Here is a 23,066-nt window from a genome sequence, read left to right as displayed (position 1 = left end):
GTGGTCAACCGGTGTGGTCGACCGGTGGGGGAAGCACTGACCCGCCCGACCGTGATCGCCGAGGTGCTTCGGCGGGGGTTTCGGAAGCGGGGCGGTGCGCAGTGCCGCCCGCGCCGAGCGGGACGCGGGCCGACCATCGGCTGCCGGCCGCCCCGCGGGGCGGTGCGGGGTGCGAGGGCTCCTCGCCCTCGGGCGGCGTGCGGCTGCCGGCGTGCGCGTGGCGCGACGGCGGGTGCGGGAGGCCGTCACCGCCCGGCACCCCCGGGGTAGCGAGTCGCCGCGCCTTTGCCGCCACCGGCACCGGCGGCCGTGTCGGACACCCGTTCCCCCGAGGTGGCGGACCGTCGGGGAGAGGCCGCGGCTGAGGCCGCGCGGCGCGGCAGCCGGACCGCCGTGGGGTGGCGTCCCGCCAGGTCATGGGGCGTGCCCCGGGCCAGCCGAAGTCGCCGGGTTCGGCCGACCACGCTCCGCCGTGTGGGCGATCACCCTGGGCGATCCGGCGTGCAACCAGCCACCGGCCGGGGCGCGTCGGAGAAGGCGGGGACCGGTCACGCGGTGGTGCGGTAGGGTCCTCACCATTTCGGCCCAGGGGGGTAACTGGCTGTGCAGCACTCGCCGTTGACGGGAACCGGTGCGCTCGCGAAGGACATCGACGAGCTGGCCGGCGAGGAGGCCCTGGAGCCGCGGCGGGCGGAGCTGGTCGCCCTCGCGGCCGATCTGCGGTCCGGCACGCGGCTGGCCGAGTGGGCGGAGTTGGACCTGGTGGGGTCCTTCGCCCGGCCGGAGAGTCTGGCGCCACCGCCCGAGCCCCCCGACACCGGCGCCTGGCGCGCGGGCTGGCAGGCGTTACGGGCCGGCGGGGCACGGGGGGCGGCCGGGCGGGTGGCCGCGGCGCTGCGCGGCCGGTTCGCCGGCGCCGATCTGTTGGAGGCGGCGCTCGGCATCCTGGTCTTCGTGCCGCTGCTGGTCACCTGGTTCGGGCTGCGGGAGGCCAGCAGCGCCTACCGGGAGCTGAGCGCCGAGGACCCCGAGGCCGCCACCCGCCCGTTCCTCCAACTGTGGCAGTCCGGCTTCGACGGCCGCGTCTCGGCCCTCGGCCGCTTCGACAACGTCGCGCTGACCGCGCTGCTCCTGATCGGCCTGATCGTGCTGATCGCCGTCTGGCACGCCGGCGCGCGCGGGCGCGCCGAGCGCGAGGAGGCGCGGCGGGAGGCGGCGCGGGAGCGGCTGCTCACCCGGCTGACCTCGGTGCTGACCCGGACCCAGCTCGTGCTGAACCAGCAACGGCTCAGCGCCCCGCAGCGGTTCACCGGGGAGCTGTCCAAGGCCGCGACCCGGCTGGACGGGTTGGTCCGCCGGGCCGCCGAAGGGCAGCGGGCGCTCGCCAAAGCGCTCGACGCCGCGCGCCGCGCCACCGACAGCATCGAGGCCGCCGCTCAACAACTCGCCGGCGCGGCCGGCCCGTTCGGCGCAGCGACCAGCCGGCTTGAGGCGGCCGTGCAGACCGGGCAGGCCGAGGCGGCCAAGGCCGGCCGGGAGAGCGCGGCCGGGGTGCGCGAGGTCGGCGACCGGATCACCGGCATGGGGCGTGGCATCGAGACCGCGCTCGCCGAACTGACCACGGTGCAGCGGGAGTTGCTGGCCAGTTCGCGCAGCGCGGTGGCCGCCGGCGACCGGGCGGCCGAGGCGGTCAGCCGGACCGCGCGGCGCACCGAGGAGGCGGTGGCCGGCATGCGGGACGCGACCGAGCGCTGGGACGCCGCGGCGGCGCACTGGGAGGACGCCGCCGCCCGGGTCCGGGTGGGCGTCGGGGCGCTCGGGGCGTTCGGCGCGGGCGCGGGCGCGGGTGCGGGCGCGGTGCCGGAGCCGGCCGGCCCGGCGTACGGGTACGGGTACGGCGGCGAGCCGCCGGTGGCCGGCTACGCCGCCGATCCCGGCCCGCCCGGATACGCGCCGAACGCGCCCACGTACGCCGCCGAGCCGGCACGGCCCGCTGCCGCCCCGGCGCCCGGCCACGGCACCCCGCCGCCCGCCACCCCGCCCGCGCCGGCGCCCGCTCCCGCGCCGGCGCCCGCTCCCGCGCCGGCGCCCGTGTCCACCTCCGCGCCCGCGCCCCAGCCGCCGGTGGACGGCCGGTGAGCGGCGCCCGGCCCCCGGTGCGGCGCCGGCGTCGCCGGCTGGGGCTCGCCGCGCTGGCCGGTTGGCTCTTCGCCGACCTGCTGCTGGTGCTCGCCCTGGTCTCGATGAGCGGCCAGCCCGACCCACTGGCCGCCGCCGACCCCGCGGTGCCCGAGGAGTCCGCCACCGAGTCGCCGGAACCGGAGCCGGAGCCGACCGAGGACGAGGGCCCACGGGGCGTGGAGCGCGACCCCGTCGAGTTCGGGGTGAGCGGCGGGGACGCCGGCGAGCTGGTCGAGCAACTCGCGGCGGCCACCGAGCGGTGGGCCGGGCGGGAGGCCGCGTTCGTGCTGACCTTCGGCGGCGGCCAGGGCGGCACCCGGTACGCCGGGGAGGTCAACGCGCTGCTGCACCGGGCCAGGCCCGACATGTTCGCCGAGGGCATCACCCGCGAGGACTTCCACGACCTCGGGGAGCCGGGCAACACCGCCCGGCTGTGGGTGTACTTCTACACCGCGCCGAGGTGACCGGATGACCGACGCGCGCACGGCGGCCTGGCGCCCCGGGCGGCCGGCCACCGCGGCCGCCCGGCCACCCCTGCCCGTGCTGCCGCTCTTCCCCGGGGTCCCGGACTACCCGGCGCTGCTCCGCGCCCAGCGTGACGCCGGCTTCCGGCACGCCGCCGACGCGCTGTTCCCGCCCGCCGAGCCGGCGACCGGCGGCTACCGGCCCACGCTGCGCGGCGACGACCGGGCCGACGCCGGCTTCCGGATCCTGGACGGGCTGCTGCTGCCGCCCGAACGCGGCAGCGATCTGCGCCGGGTGGACGCCGCAGCCTGCGACGCCGCGGCCGAACGCTGGGCGGTGTCCGGCGACCCACGGGTCGGGGCCGCCCGGGAGGTGCTGCGGCGGCTGGCGGCGGCGGAACGGGCCGAGCCGATGGCCGTCCGCCGCATCGTGCTGTACCAGCTGTGCGTCCTACTGACCGACGCCGGCGGCGGAGCCGACGCGGCCCGGGCCGTGGCGCTCGGCGTCGACCGGTCCGAGGCGGGGGAGTTGGCCGCGGCCGTCGCCGCCGGGTTCCCGGCCGCGGGGCCGGTCCGGGAGGCGGCCGAGCGGCTGCTCGACGTCCGGCGGCAACGGCGGCTGCGGACCGCCGCCGGGCTGGCGGCGCTGCTGCCGGCCGCCCCGGCGGACCAGCGGCTCGCCGCGCTGCTCGCCGAGCTGACCGCCGAACTCGCCACCCTCACCGCCGAGTTGGCCGAGGCCGAGCGGCTGGCCGCCGCCGGGGAGCACGCCACCGCCACCGCCGTCGCGCTGCGCGCCGCCCGCCGGGCGCTCGACGATCCCGCCGCGCGGACCCTGCTGTTCACCGTGGCCGCCGCGGTCGCCGGGGACGGCCAGGGCCGGGTCACCGCCGCGCCGACCCCGGCCGGACCGGTCGTGGTGTCCTGGCCGACGCCGTCCCGGCCGGTGCGCTGCCTGGTGGTGCGCTTCCCCGACGGCGTGCCCGAGGAGGCCGTCGCCCTCGACGTGCCGGCCGACGCCGGGCAGACCGTGGTCGATCCGGAGCCGCTGACCGGCCGGCCGTCGCGCTACGCCGTGCTGCCGTTGGAGGGCGACCGGCCCGCCGGCGCGGCCCTGGCCTGCGGGCCGGTCACCGTGCTGCCCGAGGTGTCAGGGGCGGTGGGGCGCGCGGTGCCGGGCGGGGTCGCGTGCGCCTGGCGCGCGCACCCGGCCGCCGCCGCCGTGCGCGCGGTGCGCGCCGACGGGGCCGACGTGCCGTGCGGGCCGCACGGGTTCATGGAACGGCCGCTGCCGCCGGGGGAGTACGTCTACCGGGTCAGCTGCGGCTACCGGGACCCGGCGGGCGACCTGGTCTGGTCGCCCGGGGTGCGGGTCGCCGCGGTCGCCGCCGACTGGCCGGGGCCGGTCGCCGGGATCGACGCCCGCCCGGCGGGGACGGCCGGCCAGGTCCGGGTGAGCTGGCCGCCGCCGGCCCGTGGCGAGAGCCGGCTGGTGGTGTGGCGGGATCGCGCGCCGGAGCCCGGCAGCGACGTGTCGGACGCGCTCGGCCGGCTGTCGGCCGTGCACGGCGACGACACCGGCACCGTCACCGTGCTGCCGCCGCTGGGCGGCGCGCTGCGGCTGACCGTGCTCAGCGTGCTCGGCGACCGGGCCGTGGCCGGCCCCTCGGTGCTGCTCGAACGCCCGGGCGCGGTCCAGGAGTTCGCGGTCACCAGGGTCGCCCCCGACCGGGCCGTGGTGGCGTTCCGGTGGCCCGAGCCGGCGGTGCTGGTGCTGCTCGCCTGGGCCGGCGACGGCGACGGCGGGCGCGGCGAGCTGCGGGTGGCCCGCAGCCGGCACCGCGCCGGGCCCGTCGAGCTGCCGGTCGGCCCCGGCCGGTGCACGGTCACCGCGGCGCCGGTCGCCCGGCCGGACGCGACGCTGGCCTTCGGCACCGACGTCCGGGTCGAACTCCCCGCCGTGCCGCTGCCCCGCCTCGCGCTGCACCGGGCCCAGGGCGTGTTCGGCCCGGCGCGGCGCACCCTGTCGGACGCCGTGCGCCGCGCCCTGCGCCGGCTCACCCGCCGGGCCTGAGCGCGCCCGGTCTCCCGCCAGGCAAGCGCGGGCGCGCTCCGGCCGCCGGTCAGCGCTCCCGCACCACCGCCTCCGCGCCGTCGCCCAGTTCGAGCAGCACGCCCGGGCGCAGCGCCGCGGTGCGCCCGGGCGGCACCTCCAACTCGGTGCCGTCCGGCCGGCGCATCCGCCAGGCGGTGGTCGAGCGGTTGGTCAGCCCGAGCCGGCCGGCCACCGTCGGGTGGGCCGTGACCTCACCGATCGGGTCGCTGAAGTCGTGGCGCTCGGGGTCCTCTTCGAGGTGGTGCCCGTGCACCTGGGCGTGCTGGACCAGCCGGAGGTCGCGGCGGGTGCGGCGGCGGCCGGTGCCGCAGCTCAGCTCAAGCCGCAGCGGCAGGTCAACGGTCCTGGAGCAGTACCAGCAGGTGGGGGCGGTGTCGCCGGGATCGGTCAGGTTCTGCTTGCCGCAGGTGCCGCACGGCACGATGGCGTCCCGCACCGCGCTGAGCGCGTCCCGCCACTCCGACTCGACGATCCGGCGGGCGGGCGACGCCAGCCCCTCGGTGAACGTCCGTACGAACAGGTCGCGCAGCGTCCGCGGCAGCGCGCCCCAGGTCGCGATGACCGTGTCCTGCTCCCCCGGCACCGGGCGGTTGCGGGTGCGGGCCGGGTCGTAGATGAAGACCGGGTCGAAGCCGTAGAGCTTCCGCTGCGCCTGCTCGTCCATGCAGTGGATCCGCAACTCCTCCGCCCCGTCGAACGGGTGGTGGTTCATCAGGAGGAAGAAGAGCAGCACCGCGAGGGAGTGCAGATCCGTCTGGATGGACGGCTGCGCGCCCGGCTCGGCGCGGACCAGCTCGGGCGCCATGAAGTTCATCGTGCCGGCGATGCCGGCGAACTCGCCCTCCACCACCGCGTTGTCGTTGTCACAGACCAGCACGTCCCCGGTGAGCGGGTCGAAGAAGACGTTGCCCCAGCTGATGTCCCGGTAGGCGATGCCCTGGGCGTGCAGGGTGCGGTAGGCCTCCACGGTGTTGAGCGCCGTGGTGATCAGCGACCGGGGGGTGGCGCCGGCGACGGCGGGGTCGCGGCGCAGCAGCGCCGGCAGGTCGTGGAACCGGGCGGGGCGCAGCCCCATCACGTAGCCGAAGCTGTTCAGCGCGGGATCGGAGACGATGGTCCGCGGCCACAGGAACCGGTCGTCGCCCCACGACCGGTCCACCAGCGTCTCCAGGATCCGCCACCGCTGGGCGTCGGCGAGCTGCGGGAAGTACCACTTCAGGGCCTGGGGCCCGGCCGCGGTCGTGACCTCGTAGACCTCGCCCTGGCCGCCCGAGCCGAGCAGCCCCCGTACCGTGATCTCCTCGCCCCGCTCGGTCCGCAGCGTGGTACCGGCGCTGAGCATGCCGTAGGCGTCGTTCAACGGGTTGTCCCCCTCGTCAGTGGTCGTGCTCCGCTGTCGGAGCCGGGTCGGGCGACGGGCAACGCTGCCACCAGGGTGGTGTCGTCCCCCGAGTGGGTCGCCGCGTGGCCGAGCCAGTCGGCGAGCTTGCCCTGCACCAGCTCGGTGCCCTCGGTCTCGGCGCGCTCCCGCACCCCGCGGACGAAGCCGAGGAAACCGGCGTGGTCGGCGAAGCTCTTGGACAGCCCGTCGGTGGAGAGCAGCACGGCCGGCGGCGGCCCGCCGGTCAGCGGGCGCCAGTGCGTCCGGGCCCGCCGCCAGGCCTCGGGCAGGCACAGCGACTCGGTCTCGTCGCCCAGGTCGGGGCCGGTGTACAGCGGGGTCCGCACGGTGCCGTCCGCCTCCACCAGCGTGATGTCGCCGTCCCCGAGCTGCCAGCACACCAGCAGCTCGGGCGTCACCACGGCGCCCAGCAGCGTGCTGCCGTACACGTCGAACGGGGGCGGCTCGTCGGGCCGGCCGTGCGCCGGCGAGTTCGCCTCGTGCAGCGCGACGCGGCCGCGCCAGCCGTGCACCAGCTGCCGGGGCAGGTCCCGGGCCAGGGCGTGCAACCGGGGCAGGGCCGGGCCCGGGGCCCGGCCCCCGCCAGCCGCCGCGGCCCGCTCGGGCGCGCCGGTCGCGTCGGTCCGCTCGGGCGCGCCGGCCGTCTCGCCCAGCCGGTCGGTCAGGTACCGGGCACACGCGGCGAACTCCTCGGTGGCCCAGCGTGCCCCGAGGTCGCTGCGGAAGTGCGCGGCCGAGCCGTGCCCGTCGGCCACCGCGAGCACGGCGCACCGGCCCGCCTCCGCCAGGAACGCCAGATGCCGGTCCTGGCTGTACGCCTTGCCGCTGCCCTTGACCCCCTCGCGCAGCAGCCGCCAGTCCTCCGTCACCAGACGTCGGGCTCGACCGCGGTGTTGGTGATCGTGGTCTGCTGGTCGGGCGAGGGACCGACCCGCTGGTCCTTGTCGAGCAGCGGTGACGAGGCGTTGGCCACCGCCACGGTCGAGGCCCAACGGATCGCGGCGACCAGCTGCTTCGGGTTCTTCACCCGCAGCGGCTCCTGCTCCGGGTTGTTGAGGTACTCCTTCAGCATGTCCTTGTCGGCGTCCTCGCCGATGCCGATCGCGACCCGGACCGCCCGCTTGCCCCACGGGGTGGCGTCCATGGCCCGCAGCGCGGAGCGCCAGTCGTCGGTGGGCAGCCCGTCGGAGACCAGGGCCAGCACCGGGCGCAGCGCCCGGCCCGGCATGGGGGGCGTCTTCAGCGCCTCGGTCACCAGGCGGAGCGCCGCGCCCAGGTCGGTGGTGCTGGTGGCGTGCACGTCCTCCCAGGCGAAGTCGGCGACCGGGGTGGGCTCGGGCAGGTGCCAGGCGGCGCCCGCGCTGAACGTGATGGCCCGGACCAGCAGCTCGGCGCCTGGATTGTCGTCCGCGGCCTTGCGCATCTCCGGAATCGCCTCCCGGATCGCGTAGTTGAGCTGCGAGATCTTGCCGTTGACCCCCATGGAGCCCGAGCAGTCGAGCAGCCAGATGAAGTGCAGGGGGCGGCTGGCCATGGGGCCGCCGGGGATGTCACTCACGGAACAACCTTCTTCTCGGAAGTGGGGGAACGGGGGGTTAGGCGTGGGGGCCCGGCCCGAGGAGGGTGTCGGTGCCGTACTCGCTCAGCCGGCGCCGCGCCCAGTCGCGCTGGTCCTCGTTGATGAGCGGCTGGGCCTCCCCGAGGAGCAGATGCTGGAGGTCTCGGGCGGCGCGCTTCGCCCGCTCGCCGCCGGCGGACAGCTCGTGGCCGGCGATCAGCAGCCGGGCGGCCGCGAGGTGGTTGCCGTGCAGGTCGAAGTCGGGCTGCCGGGCGAGCAGTTCGCGGGCCAGGTCATAGTGCGCCCGGGTGACCCGGGCGGGGCGGGTGAGCAGGCCGACGATCCGCAGATGGATCCGGGCGGCGATCAACAGCTCCGGCGCGCAGCCGCGGACCAGCGTCAGGGCGCCGGCGAGGTCCGGGTCGAACCGGCCCCAGACCCGGCGGTACAGGGCCTCCAACTGGGCGGCGTCGGCGGGGCGGCCACCGGGCAGGGCGGCCAGCAGGTCCTGGAACCGGGTGGCGGCGGCGGGTGGCGGCCCCGTGTCCGCCGCGCGCGGTCGGGCGGCGGGCGCCGGCTCGTCGGCCGGCGGCGCCGGGGCGGGCGGGGTGGGCGAGACGGGCGAGGCGGGCGTCCGCACCAGCGGGTCGGCGGGGCCGGGCGCGGCCGGGGTCGGCGCCGCGTCGTCCGGCGCCGCGGTGTTCGGCGTCCCGCCGTCCGGCGCTGGGCGCGGCCTGGCGGGCCGCTCCGGCGGCAGCCCCAGCCGGTCGGTCGCGAAGCGCGCCGCCAGCGGGTCCTGGTGCTCCTCCGGCGGGCTGCCCGGCCCGCCGAGGCCGTCGTGCACCCGGTACCGGTGGCTCAGCAGGTCGATGTCGCTCCGGTCGAACTCGGCGTCCGGGCCGATCCCGAGGATCTGCTGCGGCGCGTCCAACGGGCGCCGGGTGCCGGTGGTGAACGTCAGCGCCGGGCCCGGCGACGCCGGCCGGCAGTGGTCGAGGAAGAACGCGGCCAGCGCGATCCACCGGGCGACCGTGGCCTGGTCCCGCTCGGCGACCACCACCTGACGGCCGGCCGGGTCGGTGAACAGCCGCCGCACGTCGGACAGGAAGGGCCGCACCCGCGCCGCGTGCAGCGAGGCGAACTCCACCAGCTCCGGCGCGGAGAACCGCGCGCCGGGCTCCGGCTCCGCCCCCGGCGCCAGCGTCGGCACCCCGTCCGCACCCTCCCAGGAGCCCTGCCACACCGGGGCACGCCACAGGTCGATGGCCCACATCCGGCGCAGCGCGCCGGACGGCACCAGCAGCGCGTGCACCACGCCGGCCCGGGGCGTGTGGCACAGCAGCGCGGTGCCACCCGGCAGGCGGGCGTGCGCCAGGGAGGAGTCGCCGGGCGCGGGCGCCGTGCGCGCGACCTGGGCGGCCAGCACCGGGTCCGGCTGGGACGCGGGGCTCTCGGACAGCAGGAACCGGTGGCCGCGGATGTCCTGTCCGCGCTGCATGCGTTGCTCCCCCTCCGCGCGCCGTCACGCCCCCGTGGCCACGGCACCGTCCAAGTGTGACCCGAACCGCCCTCGGTCCGCAGGGAGTTGCACGATAACGGCGGCTCCGGAGAGGGGACCCGGGGCCGGTGTGCGGTGGTCAGGGGCGCGGGCGACCGGCCGGCGGCCCTCCCCGGCCCGGATCGGCCCGTCCGTCAGGGGGCGTCCGCCAGGAGTCCGTCCGTCAGGGGCCCTCCGCCGGCAGCACCGCGAGGCTCGCCTCGCCCCGGCCGAAGGCGGCGAACAGCTCGGGCAGCGGGGCCGGCCCCAGATGGTCGATCAGCAGGACCGGGCTCGGCTCGGCGTCCGGCCCCGCGGGGTCGAAGTCGGTGGTTATCTCCCGGCGCAGCAGCCGCACCCGCGCCGGATCGACCGGGTCGGTCGGCAGCGCGGCCAGCCCGGCCGCCAGCTCCGCGTCGCCGTCCGCCGCCAACTCGGCGGCGAGCGAGGACCGGTGGGCGAGCAGCGACACCGCCAGCCGGCCACCGGCCCGCTCGTACCGGGCGGCCAGATCGTCCGCCAGCAGGTAGAAGACGCCCTCCTCGCCCTCGTGCCCCCGGTTCAGCAGGCGGTGCGTCAGCCGCTCGCCGACATCGGCCGTGCCGACGTCCACCGCCAGCAGCACCCCCACCTCCGCCGGGCCGAAGGGCGGCACGGCCGTGATCCACACGCGTTCCTCGTCATCCACGAACGTCAGTGAACACCACGCCACTGACAATCCGGCCGGGGCGGCCGGTCCGGCTCGGCGACGGGCGGAGCGAGCGTGCCACGCGACGTTCGCTCGGCGAGCGCGGCGCTCTCTTCCGCCACCTCGATGTGGACCCGATGTGGCTGTTTCACAGGGCAGTTGTGTGGGCCGCCCTCCTCCTTCGCCGTACCGCAACCTTTGCTGGAATTTCGCTTCGCGAACCCCTAGCATCCGGGCGGTAGTCGAACGCCAACAGACACGAGGCAGGGTTCAGCACTGTGCAGAGGACAGCGCGTCGCGCACTTCCCGCGTTCCTGATCACGACGGCGCTCCTGGTGGGAGGTTGCGGCGGCGGCGAGGACGAGTCAGCCGACCGGAGCCGCGACGTTCAGGAGACCGGCGGTGGGGAAAGCCAGGACGCGGCGGACGAGGAGGACGGAGAGGCCGCGGCGGACGACGCCGGCGCCGCCGAGGAGGCCGGCCCCACCGAGTCGGTCGGGCAGGACGCCGAGCCGGCCGACGACCCGGAAGCGGCCGCCGCCGTCACCCCGTACGACGGGGTGTGGCTGGCCGGGGCCGGCACCGCCGAGTTGCGGATCACCGACGGCGAGGCGGTGCTCACCATGGACGCCGTCACCGAGTCCGGCGACCAGTGGGCGGGCAGCGTCACCGGCGACGCGCTGAGTCTGACCGAGCGTCTGCGGGAGGGCGCACCGGCCTGGACCGACACCGAGGCGACGCTGGCCCTGGAGGGCGACCGGCTCCTCGTCACCTGGTCCTCGGGCGCCAAGATGCTGACCGGCGAGCCGGGCACCCCCGACGCCCTCTCCGCGGTCGGCGAAGGGTGACGCCCGCCCCGCCCCGCGCCCCCGACAACCCGGCCGGGGCGGGTCGGCTCAGCCCAGCACCAGGCGGCGGGTCTCCTCGTTCCACTCCACGTACTCCACCCGCGCGCCGCCCGCGTGCCGGGCGTAGAGGAAGCGGCCGGTGGGGCTGTTCGCCACCGGCTGGGTGATCTCGCCGCCCGCCGCCGCCACTTCGGCGACCAGCGCGTCCAGGTCGGAGACCACCACCGTCGCGGAGGCGTGCGCGTACCTGGCGCGCTCCGCCTCCGGGCCGGCGATCACCAGGAAGTCGCCCACGGCGGCCAGTTCGATGGCGTCGAACGCGAACCGCAGCACCGGCCGCGCCCCGGTCAGCGCTTCCAGCAGCGGCAGCGAGACGTCCAGGTCGTCCACCCACAGCCGCGCGTAGGTCTTGAGGATCACGTGCGCTCCTTCGCCCGGGCCGGCGCCGTTCGCCGGCCGCCACACCAGCCCCAACAGCCGCCCTGGGCGGGCTGTTCCCCGGGGGCGGCCGACCGGCCGGTTCAGAGGCTGGCGAGCAGGGCGTCCAGCGGGGCGGGCACCCGGCCCGGCGGCAGCGCCTCGACCAGCACCCGGCCGTAGTGGATCTTGCGGCCCTTCTTGGTGCCGAGGAAGCGCCGCACCTGCTGCCCCGCGGCGCGGTCCCGCTGGGCGGGCTGCCGCAGGAAGGTCTCCCACGCCCGCAGGTCGCCCTCCGCCTCGACCAGCTCCGTCACCCGTGGCACGCCGAGCGCGCGGATCAGCTCGTCCTCCAGGTCGGCCGCGCAGACGAAGAACTCCCGGGCCGCGCCGGCCCGTTCCAGCCCCCGGCGGTAGAAGTCGGCCTCCGCCACGTCGCACAGCCCGGTCAGCGGCAGGTCGAGCCCCGGTGGCCCGAGCAGCCCGGCGAACCGGCCGACGCTCATCGCGCCGCCCATCGGCAGCACGCAGACCCCCTCGGCGGCCAGGTCCCGGCCGTGGCGCGCGGCCAGCGCGTTGACGGCCGCCGCGTCGCTCGGCCCCTCCAGCAGGACCACCGTCCTGACCGGCAGCCGGGCCGCCAGCGCGCGCGCCGCGCCGCCGGCGGCCCGGCCGCCCCCCGCCGCCCAGTCGGTGACCGCGTCCCGGAACGCCCCCATGTCCGCCATGGGGTGAGTGTGGGCGCGTTCGGGCCGCGGCGGTAGGGAATTACCGCCCGCGTGTCGGCGGGCCGGCGACCACTCCACCGGGTCGCCGGCCCGCCGTCCCCGTGCCCCCGTCGGTCAGTACACGGTGATGTTCGAGCTGCCGCTGCTCTGGTAGCCCTCGGTCGCCATGATCATGTAGTAGCGGAACTCGCCCAGGTTCATGCCCGCGTTGGCCCAGGCGTCGAAGTGCGTGCCGGTGTTGATGCTGCCGCCCACCCGGGGCGACTGGCGGACGCTCCAGTACTGCGGGAACGTCCTGGTGCCCTCCACGGACGGGGCGTTGTACCGCATGGTGTGGTACAGGTCGTACTGGCCGCCGTCGCTGTTCACCGAGCCCCGGTACTCACCGGTGGGCCGGTAGGTGCCGAACGCGTCCACGATGTAGTACTCGACCAGCGGGTTCGACGTCCAGCCGTAGAGACACAGGTAGCCGTTGCCGGACGGGCTGAAGCTGCCGGAGTAGTTCACCGTCCGCCGGCTGCCGTTGCTCCAGCCCTTGCCGCAGACGAAGTTGCCGGTGTTGCGCCACTGGGTGCTGTACTGGCCGCCGTTGCCCATGGTCATCGAGACGGTGCCGTTGGCGTCGGTCCAGAACGAGTAGTAGTAGCCGTTGTGGGTGCCCTCCTGGTTGTCGGTGACCGTCTGGGCGTGCGCGGTGGTGGGCAGCATCACCACCGCCGAGGTGGCCAGCGTCAGCGCGCCGGCCCCGCCGATAAAGCCCCGACGGCTCAGCGAGGGCGTCTGCCGGCGGCCGGCGTCGTCCTTGTTCAATGCTCCTCCTCGTACAGGCTGGCGGGAGAGGCCAGACAGCGCGGTGTGGATCCGGCGGGGCCCGCCGGTCGGCCGGTGGCGGCATGCGCCCGCGCGGTGGCGTCCCACCACGCGCGGTTGGCCCGCGGCCGGTCGTCGTGCGGCCCGCGACCGGAGAGACCGGACCACGAGGGCGGCCCGGACCGGCAGCACTCTCGGGGCTGCCGATGGCCAACAGGTTGATCTGAGCACCTCAAGGTGTCAACGGTTCCCGCAAGAATTCCGGAAGGTCTGGCGCGGCCGTCGAGAAGTGCTTTTCGCGTTTTCTCTGTTCAACGCGGTTTGCTGGTCGAGGCAGTTTGGAGTTGGTCGATCCTGACCCCTGATTTCCTCCCGGTCACCGAGCGATTTTCCGAAAAACTTTCAGTTCCCTTCCGGTTATTGACGGGGCGTCAGGGGCGGTCGCGGGCGGGCGGGGAGCGGGGCGCCGAAACCGCTGGCGCCGGCTGACGCCGTCGCCCGAGGATGGTCCCGCCGCGAGGCGAAGGACGGAGGTGGCCATGGAGGGCCGGGTGACGCTGCGCGAGGTCGACGAGGAGACGCTGCGCGCGCTCCTCGCGGTGGCGGTCCGGGACGCGGACCCGGGGGAGGTCATGCCGCCGGTCGCCGGCCCGCCGGGCTGGACGCCGCGCCGGCGGGCGGCCTTCCTCGCCTGGCACCGCGCCCGGCGCGCCGGCCCAGCCGGCCCGCTCGCCGAGATGACCTTCGCGGTCACCCGGGACGGTGAGGTCGTCGGGTCGGCCCGGCTGGCGCGCCGTGGCGAGCGGGGAGAGTGGGAGACCGGCCTCTGGCTCGCCCGCTCCTGGCGCGGGCGGGGCGTCGGCGGCGCGGCGCTCGGCGCGATCCTGGTCGAGGCGACGAGGGTCGGGGCGCGGGTGGTCCGCGCCGACACCACGGCGCGGAACGCGGCGGCCGTCGCCGTCCTCCGCCGGAGCGGCGCGACGTTCAGCGACGGGCGGGTGGCCGGCGAGGTCCACGCGGAGCTGCCCCCGGCCGACGCGGCGCCGGGGGGAGAGGCCACCCGCGGGGGCGACTCCGGCGGCTGAGGCGGCGGCCCGGGTGGCCGCGTCGGCGACCTGCTCGCGTTTCGCCGGGGGTCCGGATGGCCGGCGCGGGCGGCGGGGCCGGAGACCCTTCCCGCGTCGGGGCCGCCCCCTGCCCCCGCCCTCGTTCCCGTTCCGTTCCCGCCCCCGTCCCTCCCCCCTTCCTGGTTCCCGTTCCGGTTTCCGTCCTCGGCCCTGCTCACGTCCCTGCTCCCGCTGCCGGTCCCGTTCCCGGTCAGCCCGCCGTCCGGCGGTTGCGGTCCGGCGGTTGCGGTCCGGCGGTCAGTCCGGCTCGGGCGCCGGCCAGTTGCGGAGCAGCGCGTCGAGGGCGTCGAGGGTGCGCTCCCAGGTCTCCTGGGTGTCGGGGGCGCTGTGGCTGAAGCCGCCGCCCAGCTCCAGGCTGACGTAGCCGTGGAAGACGCTGCCGAGCAGCCGGACGGCGTGCGTCTGCTCCGCTTCGGAGAGCTGGTAGCCGCGGAGGATCGCCCGGGTCAGCTGGGCGTGCCGGACGCCGGCGCTGGCCCGGGCCGTCTCGGCGTCGAGCCGCAGCTGGGCCGCGGCGTAGCGGCCGGGGTGCGCGCGGGCGTAGTCGCGGTAGACGTTGGCGAGCGCGACCAGCGCGTCCCGGCCGGCGCGGCCGGCGACCGCCTCGCCGGCCAGGTCGGCCAGCTCGGCGAGCGCGAGCAGGGCGATCCGGGTCCGCAGGTCCTGGGAGTTCCGCAGGTGGGAGTAGAGGCTCGCCACCCGGACGTCGAAGCGCCGGGCGAGCGCCGAGACGGTCACCTGGTCGAAGCCGACCTCGTCGGCCAGCTCGGCGCCGGCCAGCGTCAGTCGTTCCGTGCTCAGTCCCGCTCGGGCCATGGTCTGCCTCCTCGCTACCATCACAGATTATGCGTTTGCCTAAAACCTTTAGGCAAATTAGCCTGCGTTTTATGAAGCCGCTCAGCGAACCAGAGATCCGCGCGTCCTTCGTCAACTGCTCGAAGGGCGCGGCGAAGCGCCTGTTCGTGCCGCACGACCTGGCCGAGCGGCCCTGGGACGACCTGGACTTCCTCGGCTGGCGTGACCCGCAGGCGCCGGACCGCGCCTACCTGGTCGCCGAGCTGGACGGGCGCCCCCGGGCGGTCGCGCTGCGCGGCCAGGGGCGGGGGGCCTGGGGGACCAGGCGGGGGATGTGCTCGCTGTGCCTGACCGCGCACACCGGCGGGGTCTCGCTGTTGGTCGCCCCCCGGGCCGGCCGGGCCGGCCAGCAGGGCAACTCGGTGGGCGCCTACGTCTGCGACGACCTCTGCTGCCCGCTCTATGTGCGCGGTCGGAAGGAGACCGGATCGGACGCTCGGCTGCGCGAATCGATCACGGTCGAGGAGAAGATCGATCGGATGATGACCAATCTGACCGCCTTCCTGGCCAAGGTGACCGACCGGTCGAGGTGACCGCCAGGAAGCGACGGCCGGCGGCGCCCGCGGCCGCGTTCAGGGGCTCCGTGGCGGGCTCGCGATGGCACCGGCTCCCGCCACGCGGGCACCCGTCCGGCGGACGTCCGCCCGGCGCGCCGCGGCACCCCGTGCGGGGCCGGTTTGGGAAATCCTTGGGGTGCGCCGGGGCGAAATTGGCTGAAAGTAGGCGCCAGCAGGCCGGTAACGGCCGGAAGCAGTGCTTCCGGAACGCGCCGGACGGCACTACCTTGCGTTGCGGGAGCGCTCCCATGCGCGGTTTGGCAACACCGACGACGGGCCGTCGGTGCCACCGGATCAGTCAGCCGGTGCGTCTCGGCTGCCCTCTCGGGAGACGACTCTTCTCTTAAGGAGCATCCGTGTCCAACGCACCGACCGGCCGGGAGACCACGACGACGGGCAAGTTCGGGAAGCTGCGCCTCGCCGGCGTGCTCGGGGCCAGCGCCTCGGCCCTGCTGCTGGCCTCCCTCCCCACGCCGGCCTCGGCCCACGGCTCGACCACCCTGCCCGGGGCCCGCACCTACCTGTGCTACCTCGACCTCCAGGAGAACAGCAGCACCCAGATGCCGGCCAACCCGGCCTGTGCCGACGCGGTCGCGCAGAGCGGCACCGGCCCGCTGTACAACTGGTTCGCCGTGCTCGACTCCAACGGCGCCGGCCGGACCGAGGGCTACATCCCGGACGGCGAGCTGTGCAGCGGTGGCAACAACGGCCCGTTCGACTTCGGCGCCTACGACGCGGCGCGGACCGACTGGCCCACCACGCACCTCACCTCCGGCTCGAACATCGAGCTGAAGCACAGCAACTGGGCCCACCACCCAGGCGAGTTCAACGTCTACATCACCAACGAGAACTGGTCGTCCGGCCAGCCGCTCGGCTGGGGTGACCTGGAGCAGATCAGCACCGTCACCAACCCGCCGCAGCGCGGTGGCGTCGGCACCGAGGACGGGCACTACTACTGGGACGTGCAGCTGCCGGAGCGCTCCGGTGAGCACATCATCTACGTGCACTGGATTCGGTCCGACAGCCAGGAGAACTTCTACTCCTGCTCCGACGTCGTCTTCGACGGCGGCAACGGCGAGGTGACCTTCGGGAACGGCAACGAGCTGTCGGCGGACCAGGTGGCCGCTGCCTACGACGAGGCGGCGACCGAGGCCATGCAGGCCAGCCACGCCCTGCACAACGAGCACGCCGGGCACGGCGCCGAGGCCCAGACCTCCGCGGTGACCAGCGTCTCCCAGCAGGCGGTCTCGCTGGTCCGGGCGGTCGGCTCCGACCTGGCCGGCTTCCTCTCCTGACCGGCCGCCCGCGCTGACCGGCCACCGCGCCCGAGTCAGCGCGCCCGAGTCGCCGCGCCCGAGCCGCCGCCCCGACGTCCCCGGCCCCGCCGGGGGCGTCGGGCCGCGGCGGTTTGGCCGCGCCGGCTACCATCCTGGGCGGGCACCCGGCTCCGGGTGCCCGCCCAGGATGGTAGGGATCGCGGCGGCCGAGGTGGGGAACGAACACGTGACGAGCGCTGGTCCGGCGACGCGGCTCTACGGCGAACTGGCCCCCTGGTGGCCGCTGATCTCGCCGGTCGAGGTCTACGAGGACGACGCGACGATCGCCGTCGAGCTGTTCGGGCTGGCGGCCCGGCCGGTGCGCGAGGTGCTGGAGCTGGGCAGCGGCGGCGGTCATCTGGCGCGGCACCTGCGGGACCGGTACACCATGACGCTGCTGGACCTCTCGCCCGAGATGCTGGCCGTCTCCCGGGAGGTGAACCCGGGGGTCGAGCACCTGGCCGGCGACATGCGGGAGGTGCGGCTGGGCCGGGAGTTCGACGCGGTGCTGGTGCACGACGCCATCGACTACATGACGACCCCCGCCGACCTGGCGGCCGCGTTCCGCACCGCCCGGGCGCATCTGCGGCCGGGCGGGGTCGCGGTCTTCTTCCCCGACCGGGTCGCCGACACCTACGAGCCGGCCACCGAGTGCGGCGGCGAGGACGCGCCGGACGGCAGCGGGGCGCGTTACCTGGCGTGGAGTCTGCCGGTCGCGCCGGGGGCGCACACCGTGCGCACCGACTACACGTTCACGCTGCGGGACGCGGCAGGCGAGGTCCGGTTGGTGCACGAGGCGCACCGGCACGGCCTGTTCGCGGTCGCGCAGTGGCAGGGCTGGCTGGCCGAGGCCGGGTTCCGGGTCAGCACGGTCACCGAGCAGGGCGGCGCCGAACGCACCCTGTTCGCCGCGCTCCGCCCGCCGGACTGAGCCGGGGCGCGGCCGCGCCCCGGCGACCTCCCGCCGTGCGGCAACCTGGCGCCCGCCGACAACCTCGCGTCGCGCGGCAACCTCTCGCCGGCCGGCGGCAACCGGTCGGCGGAAGGCAGTGGCCCAGGGAGGACGGACGACATGGACCGGAGCAAGGCGAAGTGGGCGGTCGGCGCCGCCGCGGCGGTGCTCGCGCTGGCGGTGCCGGCGGTGGGCACGGCGACCGGGACCGAGCCCGCCGCGGCGCTGATCGTGGTGGCGCTCGACGGCGACGACGGCGGGGCCGGCACCGAGGCCGACCCGTTGGCGACCATCCAGGCGGCCGTGGACCGGGCAGGCCCGGGGGACACCATCCAGGTGCGCGGCGGCACCTACGTGTTGACCGAGAACATCACCATCGCCACCTCCGGCGAGCCGGGCAACCCGATCACCCTGACCGAGTACCCGGGCGAGGAGGTGGTGATCGACGGCGACGAACTGCCCGCCAGCCACACCCCGATCGGCGGCAGCATCCCGCGCGCCGAGCGCGGCTCGATCCACCAGGAGGCGTCGCACTGGCGCATCCAGGGCCTGGAGCTGGTCCGCGGCCCGTACGGCGTCTACTGCGACGGCTGCGACGACAACGAGTTCCTCGACCTGACCACCCGGGACAACTACGAGACGGGCTTCCAACTCCAGGGCGCCTCCAGCCGGAACCTGATTCTGAACCTCGACTCGTACGGCAACCACGACCCGCGGAAGAACGGCGAGAGCGCCGACGGCCTCGGCATCAAGGAGGGTGGCGGCGAGGGCAACCGGGTGGTCGGCGCCCGGCTCTGGCACAACGCGGACGACGGCTTCGACGCCTGGATGTTCACCTCGGCGATCACCGTGGAGTCCGCGGTGGCCTGGGGGAACGGCGTCAACCGCTGGGACTTCCCCGACTTCCAGGGCGACGGCAACGGCTTCAAGATGGGCGGCGGGGGCGACGTCGATCCGGCCGCCGACCACGTGCTGCGCAACTCCGTCGCGTTCGACAACGCCGTGGACGGCGTCACCGACAACGGCAACCCGGGGGCGCTGACCGTCACCCGCAGCACCACCTTCGGCAACGGCGGCACCGGCTTCGACCTGGCCGACTCGCGTTCCACGCTGACCGCCAACCTGTCGGTGCTGGACGGGTCGCCGGTCGAGCCGGGCGGCGGCACCTCGGACGGCAACTCCTGGGACCTGGGCGGCGACTGGGACGAGGACTCGGTGCTGAGCACCGACCCCTCGGTGATCACCGGGCCGCGCGGCGCGGACGGCGCGATCCCCGCGTCCGACTTCCTGGTGCCGGCCGACGGCACCGGGATCGGCGCCCGCTTCTGAACCGCGCGCGACCTCGCGACGGACGCCCGGCGGGCCCGGGGGACGACGCCCCCGGGCCCGCACCGTTCGCCGGTCCTCAGAGGTAGAGCGCGGCGGTGACCGTGAGCCCGCCCAGCGCCACCGCCCAGACGTACGGCAGGGTGCGCAGCATCACCTGCTGCGGGCTGACCCCCGAGTACTGCGCGCTCCACACCGTCTGGGTGCTAGTCGGGTCGGCCACGCCGAACACCTGGTTGTAGGAGGTGGTCAGGCCGAGCACCGCGATGGCCGGGTAGATGCCGGCGGCGATCAGCACCCCGGCGATCCCGGCGCCCAGGCCGTACACGTTCAACGGGCCCCGGTAGAGGCACAGCGGCACCAGCGCGGTGAAGACCAGCACGAACAGCACCGGGTTCTGCGGGCTGACGTTCCGCACCAGCGGCTCCAACGCCTCGACCGCGCCCGGCAGTCTCACCGCCGCCAGCAGGATGCCGATGGCCACGAACAGCACGATCGGGGCCGCCGCCACGTCGAACGACGCGTACAGGGTGCGCAGCAGCCGGCGGTTCATCTCCCGTGGCCTGGTCGTGGTGACCAGCGCGAAGAGCACGCCGGCCAGCAGCGACGGGATGATCGCCACCTCAAGACCGAGCGCCAGCACCAGCGGCACCACCGGCGTGAACAGCGCGTACCAGGGCGCGTCGCCCAGCCGCTGCCGGCGGGACGGCCGGCGCTCGGCCGACGGGTCCACCGACCGCAGCGACCAGGCGTGCTCCACGCCGCGCCGCCGCGTCTCGACCAGCACGAACAGCACCGCGAAGAACGCGGCGAACGGGAACAGCTTCACCATGAAGCCGCGCACCGTCTCGATCGGCAGGTCCAGCGCCGTGGAGAAGAACTGCCAGACCGGCAGCTCGAACGGCAGGCCGGCGGCCAGCCCCATCAGGATGGTGCCGGCCGCGGTCACCTTCGGCACGCCCACCGCGATCATCGCCGGGATGCCGATGATGCCGGCCAGCATCGCCGCCGGCGCCGAGCCGGTGACCGTGCCGACCAGTGCCGAGACGGCGAGCACGCCCAGCGCCACCACGGTGGGCCGGTCCCCGCCGAACTCCACGATCTTGCGCACCAGGGTGCCGGCGATGCCCGTCTCGTCCAGCAGTTTGCCCAGCCAGGAACCCAGCAGGATGGCGATCATGGTGGCCGCCAGCCCGCCGGCGCCCTCCTGGAGCACCGTGTCCAGCACACTCGCCTCACCGGTCAACGGTGCCCCGGTGACCAGCGCGATGGAGACGCCGAGCAGCACCAGGGCGAAGGCCGTGGGCAGTTTGTTGGTGAGCATCAGCCCGACGCCCACCAGCATGATCAACAGAATGACGACGCCCATGACGGTCAGCTCTCTCTCCACGACACCGCGTGGGTCAGCGCGGCGGTCAGCAGCAGGGGGCTGCGGCCCAGGCCGCAGATGGTGTGCGCGAAGGCGTGCGCGGCCAGCTCGTCGGCGCCGGCCACATGGCCCAGCACCCGGCGGCGGCCCAGCCGCAGCACCTGGTGGTCCAGCCGGCGGCGCAGCTCCCGGCGGTGCCGGCGCTCGCCGAGCAGCCGGTGGCCCTCCTCGTGGACCAGCGCGGCCCGGCGGGCCGCACCCTCGGGGAACCAGGCGCGCCAGCCCAGCAGTTCGACGACCTCCTCGGCCAACGCCAGCGTGTCGGTGAACAGTTCGACGGTCTCCGTCGGCCGCGAGCGGTAACGGGCCAGCAGCAGCCGGCCGTCGGCCAGCCCGTCGGCCCGCTCCACCACCCGCACCCGCGCCCCGTCGCCGGTGACCTCCGGGTGCGCGGCGGCCAGCTCGACGCCGAAGCCCCACGCCGACTCGGCCCAGCCGCGCAGCCGCCCGGCGTCCCGGCCGGCGTGCAACGGCACGTTGGCCAGCAGCAGTTGGGCGAACTCGACGTCCTCCCGCGCGGCCAGCTCCGCGCCGTGCGCGCGCAACGCCCGCGTCGCGGCCGACCTCGTCGGCGCGCTCACGACCTGGCCTCCACCACGGCGATCACCGGCTCCTGCGCCGACCTGGCGCGCAACTCGCTGCGGGCCAGCGCCAACAGCGGCGCCGCGTCCAACACCCCTGACAGGTCCGCGATCCTGGACCCCAGCAGCAGCCGCACCGCCGGCGCCCGCACCCCGCCGTCGCCGTAGGCGGTGGTGTCCCGCACCAACGTGGCCAGCACCTCGGGTGCCTCGCCCACCGTGGTGGTCGCCACCGTCGCGTCCGCCGCGTGCAGCCGCACCACACCGTCGCCGTCCACCACCCGCACCGGCCGCGTCGCCCGCCGGAACCGGCGCCGCCTGGTGGTGCCGAAGACCGTGTGGCTGGCCGTCCGGCCCAACACCCGCACCTGGTCGGTCGCCGTCTTCAGGCTGCGCGCCGCCGTCGCCAACCGCTCGTCCTCGTCCGCCCGGTGCGCCCGGTCCTGGGTGCGCAGCTCCGTCGCGCCGGTGGCCACCGCCCGCACCGTGTTGGTCTGCGGATCGACCGTCACCTCCACCTCGACCCCGGCCGGCGCGGCGCCCTGCGCCACCACCGCCTCCTCGGCCTCCGCCCGCACCGCCAGGATCTGCTCCTGGCTCGCCCCCGGAATGATCCGCTCGATCTGCTCCCGCACCAGCGCCAGCGCCACCCCGATCGGGCTGATCACCTCGCTGTGCTCGGCGATCGAGCCGGGCAGCCCGGTCGCCGCCGCCAGGTGCGGCGTGACGCTGGCCGCGCCGCCCCCGCCGCCGACCAGCACCACCGCGTCCCGGTCCAGCCGGTAGTCGGAGAGCATCGCGTCCACCACCTTCCGCACCTCCCGGACGCCGGCGTCCAACACCGCCGCCGCCGCGCCCGCCACGTCCGTGCCGAGCGCCGCCGCCAGCGGCGCCAGCGCGGCCCGCGCCGTCGCCGGTTCGGCCCGCGCGAAGTCGCCCGCCGGCACCCGGCCCAGCGCGTTGGCCGCGCACGTCATGGTCACCGCGAACCGGCCGCCGGCCGCCTCCAGCACCACGTGGTCCGCCGGGTCGCCCGGCATCGGCGCGACCGTCACCAGCCGCGCGTCGCGCAGCTCCGCCAACTCCGCGAAACAGGCGTACGGCAGGCCCGCTATGTGCGCGCTGCGCGGCCCGGCGGCGACCACCTTCCCGCCGGCCACCCGCACCATGGAGCCGCCACCCACCCCCACCGTCCGCACGTCCAGCGCCGGCAGGTAGGACGAGCGGCCCAGCAGCGTCGCGTGCCGCACCGCCACCCGGCCCCGCCGGATCACGCTGATGTCCGTCGAGGTGCCCCCCGTCTCCAGGAACACCCCCTCGCTGACCCGCTCCCGCATCAGCGCCCCGGCCACCCCGGCCGCCGGCCCGGACAGCACCGTCAGCAGCGGCCGGCGGCGCATCTCGTCCAGCGACATCACGCCGCCGTCGCAGCGCATCACCATCAGCGGCGCGGTGATGCCGGCCTTGGTGATGCTGCCGTCCACCAGGTCGGCGGTGGCCAGCATCCGCGGCAGGATCGCCGCGTTGACCACCGCCGTCCTGGTGCGCTTGCGCAGCCCGTACAGCGAGGTGATCTCGTGCGCCGCCGTCATCGGCAGCCCGAACTCGCCGGCCACCGCCAACACCGCGCGCTCGCCGGCCGGATCGTCCACGCTGAACGGCTCGCTCACCACCAGCACCCCGACACCCTCGTCGACCAACCCCCGCACGGCCGCCCGCACCTGCTCGGCGTCGTCCGGGTCCGGCACGTGCGCGTAGCGCAGCGGGAACGGGTGGTGCTCGGTCAGCGGCAGCTTGCCGAGCGCCCGGAGCCGGCGGGTCAACGCGGCCCCGGGACCGGTGCCGATCCCCAGCAGACCGACGGGGGAGACATCCCCCTCCAGCAGGGCGTTGGTAGCCTGGGTGGTGCCGTGGGCCAGGAAGGACACCTCGGTGGCGCGGTGCCCGGTCTCGGCCAGCAGCCGCTCCAGCGCGGTCACGATCCCGTGCGCCACCCCGTCCTCGTGGTGGTGGCTGGTGGGCACCTTGACCTGGCCGATCAGTTCGAGCGTCGTGGCGTCGACCGCCACGGCGTCGGTGAAGGTTCCGCCCACGTCGATGCCGACGCGGATCTGGCGGCTGTGTGGATGAGTCGGCCGGTGAGAGGTCATCGTCTGGACACCTCCTTGTGTCGT

At 75.8% G+C, this 23,066-nt stretch carries 21 protein-coding genes; 9 read left to right on the top strand and 12 right to left on the bottom strand.

Annotated elements, in window-relative coordinates; translation table 11 throughout:
- Positions 1 to 618 precede the first annotated feature (618 nt).
- From RM844_RS10215 to RM844_RS10205, 3 genes are read left to right on the top strand one after another with little or no spacing between them, the layout of a single operon-like run.
- Positions 619 to 2,139, top strand: a complete 1,521-nt coding sequence (locus RM844_RS10215) for a hypothetical protein (RefSeq protein WP_311666702.1) — start codon at positions 619 to 621, stop codon at positions 2,137 to 2,139.
- Positions 2,136 to 2,645 carry a hypothetical protein gene (locus tag RM844_RS10210; protein ID WP_311666700.1) on the top strand — a complete coding sequence of 170 codons (510 nt, stop codon included), beginning with the start codon at positions 2,136 to 2,138 and terminating at the stop codon, positions 2,643 to 2,645. The genes RM844_RS10215 and RM844_RS10210 overlap by 4 nt, the downstream gene beginning before the upstream one ends.
- A 4-nt stretch (positions 2,646 to 2,649) precedes the next feature.
- Positions 2,650 to 4,719 (top strand): hypothetical protein, encoded by a 2,070-nt coding sequence (locus RM844_RS10205; protein ID WP_311666699.1) that lies wholly within the window; start codon positions 2,650 to 2,652, stop codon positions 4,717 to 4,719.
- Between the two features lie 49 nt (positions 4,720 to 4,768).
- Here the strand turns inward: RM844_RS10205 and RM844_RS10200 are convergent, their stop codons facing one another.
- The 5 genes from RM844_RS10200 to RM844_RS10180 form a co-directional block, all read right to left on the bottom strand.
- Positions 4,769 to 6,121, bottom strand: a complete 1,353-nt coding sequence (locus tag RM844_RS10200; protein ID WP_311666698.1) for a protein kinase domain-containing protein — start codon at positions 6,119 to 6,121, stop codon at positions 4,769 to 4,771.
- Positions 6,118 to 7,032, bottom strand: coding sequence for a PP2C family serine/threonine-protein phosphatase (locus RM844_RS10195; RefSeq protein ID WP_311666697.1), 915 nt, complete (start codon positions 7,030 to 7,032; stop codon positions 6,118 to 6,120). The genes RM844_RS10200 and RM844_RS10195 overlap by 4 nt, the downstream gene beginning before the upstream one ends.
- The gene (locus tag RM844_RS10190; protein WP_311666943.1) at positions 7,029 to 7,697 is read right to left on the bottom strand and encodes a vWA domain-containing protein; all 669 of its coding nucleotides are present in this window, start codon (positions 7,695 to 7,697) and stop codon (positions 7,029 to 7,031) included. Before RM844_RS10190 ends, RM844_RS10195 begins: the two co-directional genes overlap by 4 nt.
- Before the next feature lie 61 nt (positions 7,698 to 7,758).
- Positions 7,759 to 9,219, bottom strand: a complete 1,461-nt coding sequence (locus RM844_RS10185; RefSeq protein ID WP_311666696.1) for a GAP1-M domain-containing protein — start codon at positions 9,217 to 9,219, stop codon at positions 7,759 to 7,761.
- 223 nt (positions 9,220 to 9,442) lie between these two features.
- Positions 9,443 to 9,946 (bottom strand): hypothetical protein, encoded by a 504-nt coding sequence (locus RM844_RS10180; protein WP_311666695.1) that lies wholly within the window; start codon positions 9,944 to 9,946, stop codon positions 9,443 to 9,445.
- 278 nt (positions 9,947 to 10,224) lie between these two features.
- On the opposite strand from RM844_RS10180, the gene RM844_RS10175 reads away from it, so the two are divergent.
- Positions 10,225 to 10,794, top strand: coding sequence for a hypothetical protein (locus RM844_RS10175; protein ID WP_311666694.1), 570 nt, complete (start codon positions 10,225 to 10,227; stop codon positions 10,792 to 10,794).
- A gap of 48 nt (positions 10,795 to 10,842) precedes the next feature.
- Here RM844_RS10175 and RM844_RS10170 read toward each other — a convergent pair whose 3' ends face one another.
- The 3 genes from RM844_RS10170 to RM844_RS10160 form a co-directional block, all read right to left on the bottom strand.
- Positions 10,843 to 11,214: a VOC family protein gene (locus RM844_RS10170; RefSeq protein ID WP_311666693.1), complete on the bottom strand. Its 372-nt coding sequence runs from the start codon at positions 11,212 to 11,214 to the stop codon at positions 10,843 to 10,845.
- Between the two features lie 101 nt (positions 11,215 to 11,315).
- Positions 11,316 to 11,939, bottom strand: coding sequence for a TOPRIM nucleotidyl transferase/hydrolase domain-containing protein (locus tag RM844_RS10165; RefSeq protein ID WP_311666692.1), 624 nt, complete (start codon positions 11,937 to 11,939; stop codon positions 11,316 to 11,318).
- 114 nt (positions 11,940 to 12,053) lie between these two features.
- Complete coding sequence (locus RM844_RS10160; protein WP_311666691.1) at positions 12,054 to 12,749, bottom strand: glycoside hydrolase family 11 protein; 696 nt, start codon at positions 12,747 to 12,749, stop codon at positions 12,054 to 12,056.
- A 539-nt stretch (positions 12,750 to 13,288) separates the two neighbouring features.
- On the opposite strand from RM844_RS10160, the gene RM844_RS10155 reads away from it, so the two are divergent.
- Positions 13,289 to 13,834, top strand: coding sequence for a GNAT family N-acetyltransferase (locus RM844_RS10155; protein ID WP_311666690.1), 546 nt, complete (start codon positions 13,289 to 13,291; stop codon positions 13,832 to 13,834).
- A gap of 279 nt (positions 13,835 to 14,113) precedes the next feature.
- Here the strand turns inward: RM844_RS10155 and RM844_RS10150 are convergent, their stop codons facing one another.
- Positions 14,114 to 14,692 carry a TetR/AcrR family transcriptional regulator gene (locus RM844_RS10150; RefSeq protein WP_311666689.1) on the bottom strand — a complete coding sequence of 193 codons (579 nt, stop codon included), beginning with the start codon at positions 14,690 to 14,692 and terminating at the stop codon, positions 14,114 to 14,116.
- A 71-nt stretch (positions 14,693 to 14,763) separates the two neighbouring features.
- On the opposite strand from RM844_RS10150, the gene RM844_RS10145 reads away from it, so the two are divergent.
- From RM844_RS10145 to RM844_RS10130, 4 genes are all read left to right on the top strand, one after another.
- A complete protein-coding gene (locus RM844_RS10145; RefSeq protein ID WP_311666688.1) occupies positions 14,764 to 15,264 on the top strand; it encodes an FBP domain-containing protein in 501 nt (166 codons plus the stop codon).
- Between the two features lie 380 nt (positions 15,265 to 15,644).
- Positions 15,645 to 16,583: a lytic polysaccharide monooxygenase auxiliary activity family 9 protein gene (locus tag RM844_RS10140; protein WP_394814474.1), complete on the top strand. Its 939-nt coding sequence runs from the start codon at positions 15,645 to 15,647 to the stop codon at positions 16,581 to 16,583.
- Between the two features lie 208 nt (positions 16,584 to 16,791).
- Complete coding sequence (locus tag RM844_RS10135; RefSeq protein ID WP_311666687.1) at positions 16,792 to 17,535, top strand: class I SAM-dependent methyltransferase; 744 nt, start codon at positions 16,792 to 16,794, stop codon at positions 17,533 to 17,535.
- A gap of 141 nt (positions 17,536 to 17,676) precedes the next feature.
- Positions 17,677 to 18,885, top strand: a complete 1,209-nt coding sequence (locus RM844_RS10130) for a right-handed parallel beta-helix repeat-containing protein (RefSeq protein WP_311666686.1) — start codon at positions 17,677 to 17,679, stop codon at positions 18,883 to 18,885.
- Between the two features lie 76 nt (positions 18,886 to 18,961).
- Here RM844_RS10130 and RM844_RS10125 read toward each other — a convergent pair whose 3' ends face one another.
- The 3 genes from RM844_RS10125 to RM844_RS10115 are packed head-to-tail and all read right to left on the bottom strand — an operon-like array spanning position 18,962 to position 23,042.
- On the bottom strand, positions 18,962 to 20,251 hold the full coding sequence (locus RM844_RS10125; RefSeq protein WP_311666685.1) for a TRAP transporter large permease: 1,290 nt from the start codon (positions 20,249 to 20,251) through the stop codon (positions 18,962 to 18,964).
- Positions 20,252 to 20,256: 5 nt separating this feature from the next.
- Positions 20,257 to 20,892: a hypothetical protein gene (locus RM844_RS10120; RefSeq protein ID WP_311666684.1), complete on the bottom strand. Its 636-nt coding sequence runs from the start codon at positions 20,890 to 20,892 to the stop codon at positions 20,257 to 20,259.
- Complete coding sequence (locus RM844_RS10115; protein WP_311666683.1) at positions 20,889 to 23,042, bottom strand: hydantoinase/oxoprolinase family protein; 2,154 nt, start codon at positions 23,040 to 23,042, stop codon at positions 20,889 to 20,891. The genes RM844_RS10120 and RM844_RS10115 overlap by 4 nt, the downstream gene beginning before the upstream one ends.
- Positions 23,043 to 23,066: the final 24 nt, after the last annotated feature.

Source organism: Streptomyces chisholmiae, assembly GCF_031845445.1.
Classification (GTDB): Bacteria; Actinomycetota; Actinomycetes; order Streptomycetales; family Streptomycetaceae; genus Streptomyces; species Streptomyces chisholmiae.
Note: the sequence above shows the minus strand (reverse complement) of the source record. Positions and strands in the feature narration are given on the sequence as shown.

Bases quoted from the DNA above. Each gene is read 5' to 3' on its own strand.
- RM844_RS10185 (WP_311666696.1), bottom strand. From the start codon at position 9,219: ATGCAGCGCGGACAGGACATCCGCGGCCACCGGTTCCTGCTGTCCGAG.
- RM844_RS10125 (WP_311666685.1), bottom strand. From the start codon at position 20,251: ATGGGCGTCGTCATTCTGTTGATCATGCTGGTGGGCGTCGGGCTGATG.
- RM844_RS10190 (WP_311666943.1), bottom strand. From the start codon at position 7,697: ATGGCCAGCCGCCCCCTGCACTTCATCTGGCTGCTCGACTGCTCGGGC.
- RM844_RS10115 (WP_311666683.1), bottom strand. From the start codon at position 23,042: ATGACCTCTCACCGGCCGACTCATCCACACAGCCGCCAGATCCGCGTC.
- RM844_RS10130 (WP_311666686.1), top strand. From the start codon at position 17,677: ATGGACCGGAGCAAGGCGAAGTGGGCGGTCGGCGCCGCCGCGGCGGTG.
- RM844_RS10150 (WP_311666689.1), bottom strand. From the start codon at position 14,692: ATGGCCCGAGCGGGACTGAGCACGGAACGACTGACGCTGGCCGGCGCC.
- RM844_RS10155 (WP_311666690.1), top strand. From the start codon at position 13,289: ATGGAGGGCCGGGTGACGCTGCGCGAGGTCGACGAGGAGACGCTGCGC.
- RM844_RS10205 (WP_311666699.1), top strand. From the start codon at position 2,650: ATGACCGACGCGCGCACGGCGGCCTGGCGCCCCGGGCGGCCGGCCACC.
- RM844_RS10145 (WP_311666688.1), top strand. From the start codon at position 14,764: ATGAAGCCGCTCAGCGAACCAGAGATCCGCGCGTCCTTCGTCAACTGC.
- RM844_RS10165 (WP_311666692.1), bottom strand. From the start codon at position 11,939: ATGGCGGACATGGGGGCGTTCCGGGACGCGGTCACCGACTGGGCGGCG.